The following is a 3,477-nucleotide window of genomic DNA, read 5'->3' on the forward strand; positions in this document are numbered from 1 at the left end:
CAGATCGCGTTCCAGGTTCAGCAGCACCTCGCGGTCGTCGCGAGAAACGCTCTTCGGCGGGATGCGGGCGATCTTGGCGACCACCGCTTCCACGTCCTTGACCTGGATGGTCTTCTTGCGGCGCGACTCCGGAACCAGCATCTGCGCGGCACCGACTTCGTCGATGATGTCGATCGCCTTGTCGGGCAACTTGCGGTCGCCGATATAGCGGGCCGACAACTCGACGGCGGAGCGGATCGCTTCGTTCGTGTAGCGGACCCGGTGATACTTCTCGTAGTAGGGCTTCAGGCCCCGCAGGATCTTGACCGCATCCTCGATCGACGGCTCGGCGACGTCGATCTTCTGGAAGCGCCGGACCAGAGCCCGATCCTTCTCGAAGTAGTTCCGGTATTCCTTGTAGGTTGTCGATCCGACGCACCGGAGCGCACCGCTGGCAAGCGCCGGCTTCAGCAGGTTGGATGCATCCATCGCACCGCCCGAGGTGGCACCCGCACCGATCACGGTGTGGATCTCGTCGATGAACAGGATGGAACCTTCCATGGCTTCCAGTTCGGAAAGCACAGCCTTCAGCCGCTCTTCGAAGTCGCCGCGGTACCGTGTTCCGGCCAGCAGCGAACCCATGTCGAGCGAGAAGATGGTCGCGTTTTCCAGAACGTCCGGAACTTCGCCATGAACGATACGGCGCGCCAAACCCTCGGCGATGGCGGTCTTGCCGACACCGGGGTCACCCACGTAGAGCGGGTTGTTCTTGGAGCGACGGCAAAGGATCTGGATGGTCCGCTCGACCTCCTGATCCCGGCCGATCAGCGGATCGATCTTCCCGCCGGCCGCTTTCTTGTTAAGGTTGACACAATATGCCTCGAGAGCCTCAGTGCCTTTCTTCACGACCTTCTCCGCCGCAGCGTCGTCGTCAGCTCCCGATACCCGCTTGGTTTCATTGCGGCCCGGCGCCTTCGCGATCCCGTGAGAGATATAGTTTACCGCGTCGAACCTGGTCATCTCCTGCTCTTGCAGGTAATAGACCGCATGGCTCTCGCGTTCAGAAAACAGCGCAACAAGCACATTGGCCCCAGTCACTTCTTCACGACCGGAACTTTGTACGTGGATCGCCGCCCGCTGGAGCACCCGCTGGAAGCCGGCAGTCGGCTTCGCGTCTTCGGGTCGATTGGTGATCAGGTTGGAGAGTTCGTTGTCTAGGTATTCGCCGAGCTCTGAGCGCAACTTGTCGAGGTTGACGCCACAGGCTCTCAGGACCGCTACGGCATCCTGATCCTCGGTGAGCGCGAGCAGCAAATGCTCAAGCGTGGCGTATTCGTGACGGCGCTCGTTGGCGTAGGCTAGGGCTCGGTGCAGGGATTGCTCGAGATTACGCGAGAGCATGCCGGGCTAATCCTTCTCCAGAGTGCATTGCAAAGGATGCTGGTGTTGGCGGGCAAAGTCCATCACCTGGGTTACCTTCGTTTCGGCTACCTCGTAAGTGAAGACCCCGCAGATGCCGACGCCACGCCGATGCACGTGCAGCATGATCTGCGTCGCTTCCTCGCGGTTCTTGTTGAAGAATCGCTCCAACACGAGAACGACGAACTCCATCGGAGTATAATCGTCGTTCAACATCAGAACTTTGTACATCGAGGGTTTCTTCGTCTGGGGCTTGGCCTTGACGACCACTCCCGTCACGGTCCCCTCGTCCCCGTGCTTGTCGTTGTCGGCCATGGGTAAATTTAGCATTCATCGCGATGGACATCCTCCGACAATCATATGAGATTTCCGGACGCGCTTGGAAGAGGCGTGTTGCGTCAAAGCGTGTCGGCTATGACGTATTTCAGCGGATAGCTCTCTTCCGCGCCTTTTTGCGCAATAAACGGGATGCCCTTGGTGGTAAAAAAGACAGGCCCGGCGGTCGTCATGGACCGCCGGGCCTGTCCCGATCGAAAATATCGACGGCGCGGTGATTATGCCGCCGCCGGATCGACAAGGGTGATTACGCCGCCAGCGGCTTGGTCAGCTTGCCGAGCGTCGCGTTGATCTAGGCGCTGATCGGCTGGAAAGCCTCGTTGGCGACCTTGACGGACAGCTCGGAAACCTTGGTGCTCTCGGCGATGGCGCTGTCGAAGCTCTTCTTGGCGAAGGAGGACTGGAGGTCGACCAGATCGCGGATGGTCTTGACGGCCAGCGCCTGCTTGCCGGCGGCAGCGCCGCTTTCCAGCGAGCTCTGGGTATAGGCGACGGTGCTCTTGCTGATGTCCTCGAAGCCCTTGGCGAGGATCGAGCTGGACTTCACGAAGGCATCGAGGTTCTGCTTGGTCAGCGCGTTCAGGCTCTCGAAGCCCTTGAGGAACTGCGAGGTGGACTTCTCGACCTGATCCTTGGCGGTGGAGACGAACTGCGCGTAGTTGGGGGTCGTGGCCATGTGATCTTCTCCTGGTTTGGCGCCGCACCAACTCCAGCGGAGGGTCACGGCGAAGTGCATCGGTATTCGGCGGCTTGATCTCTTATGCTGCACTGCAGCAATGCCCTTACTATAAGCATTCCGGGCCTGAGGTCAATGGTTTTTTGTGCACTGCACAATAAGCCGCCGGGAGCTCGATGCCGCCGTTCCGCCGGGACCGTTAAGTCCCCTTTCACCGAAAAGCCGGATTGTCGGAACACGCCGGGTAGCGCGCTTGTGGCCGCCTGCCCGGCATGACAGGATAACCCTGCCCGCCCGCCTTTGGATTTATTCGATATGACCTATTGCCTTGGCATCAAGATCCGTGACGGCCTGATCGGCTTGTCGGATGGCCGGATCACCAGTGGTTCGCAGCTATCGGCAGCGCGCAAGGTCACCATCATGGGATCGGGAGCCCACCGCTTCTTCATCATGAACTCCGGCCTGCGCAGCGTCCGCGACAAGACGCTGGCCTATCTGCGCCGGGACATGACCAAGCGCCCGACCGAGAGCTTCGCCAGCATGCTCGACGCGGTGAATGCGTTCACCCACTGCCTGCGGCAGGTAGCCGCAGAGGATAAGGAAGCGCTGGAAGCCAGCAAGCTGACGTTCAACCTGCACGCCATCATCGGCGGCCGGCTGTCCGACGACCGCGAGCCGACGATGTTCCTGGTCTATCCGGAAGGCAATTGGATCGAGGTGGACGAACGCACGCCCTACCTGTCTATCGGCGCCACCGCTTACGGCAAGCCCATCCTGGACCGTGCCCTGCGTTACGACACGTCGATGCAGACGGCGCTCAAGCTGGCCTATCTGTCGTTCGACTCGACCCGGTTCAGCTCGGCCGATGTCGGCTTCCCGATCGACATGGTCGTCATGAACAACTCCGACAGCGCCTGGAGACAGACTCAGTTCGACTACGATGATCTGGTCGATCAGCGCCAGTGGTGGAACCGGAACATCACCGATCTGGCTGCCCGGATGCCCGACGGTCCGTGGATCGATAAGCTGATGCCCAATGCCCAGCCGTCGCTGGCCGTGGTGCGGGG

General features: G+C 60.5%; 4 protein-coding genes. 1 reads left to right on the forward strand and 3 read right to left on the reverse strand.

What is annotated here, in order from left to right:
• The 3 genes from AC5JJ6_RS04790 to AC5JJ6_RS04800 all read right to left on the reverse strand — a co-directional run.
• The coding region (locus tag AC5JJ6_RS04790; RefSeq protein WP_496040948.1) for a Clp protease N-terminal domain-containing protein at positions 1-1,380 on the reverse strand (1,380 nt) is incomplete at its 3' end.
• A 6-nt stretch (positions 1,381-1,386) separates the two neighbouring features.
• Positions 1,387-1,713 (reverse strand): ATP-dependent Clp protease adapter ClpS, encoded by a 327-nt coding sequence (clpS, locus tag AC5JJ6_RS04795; RefSeq protein ID WP_044429246.1) that lies wholly within the window; start codon positions 1,711-1,713, stop codon positions 1,387-1,389.
• 313 nt (positions 1,714-2,026) lie between these two features.
• Positions 2,027-2,410 carry a phasin family protein gene (locus AC5JJ6_RS04800; protein ID WP_496040949.1) on the reverse strand — a complete coding sequence of 128 codons (384 nt, stop codon included), beginning with the start codon at positions 2,408-2,410 and terminating at the stop codon, positions 2,027-2,029.
• Positions 2,411-2,725: 315 nt separating this feature from the next.
• Here AC5JJ6_RS04800 and AC5JJ6_RS04805 point away from each other — a divergent pair.
• A partial coding sequence (locus AC5JJ6_RS04805) for a proteasome-type protease (protein WP_496040950.1) occupies positions 2,726-3,477 on the forward strand: 752 nt, incomplete at its 3' end.

This window comes from Skermanella sp. (assembly GCF_059503625.1).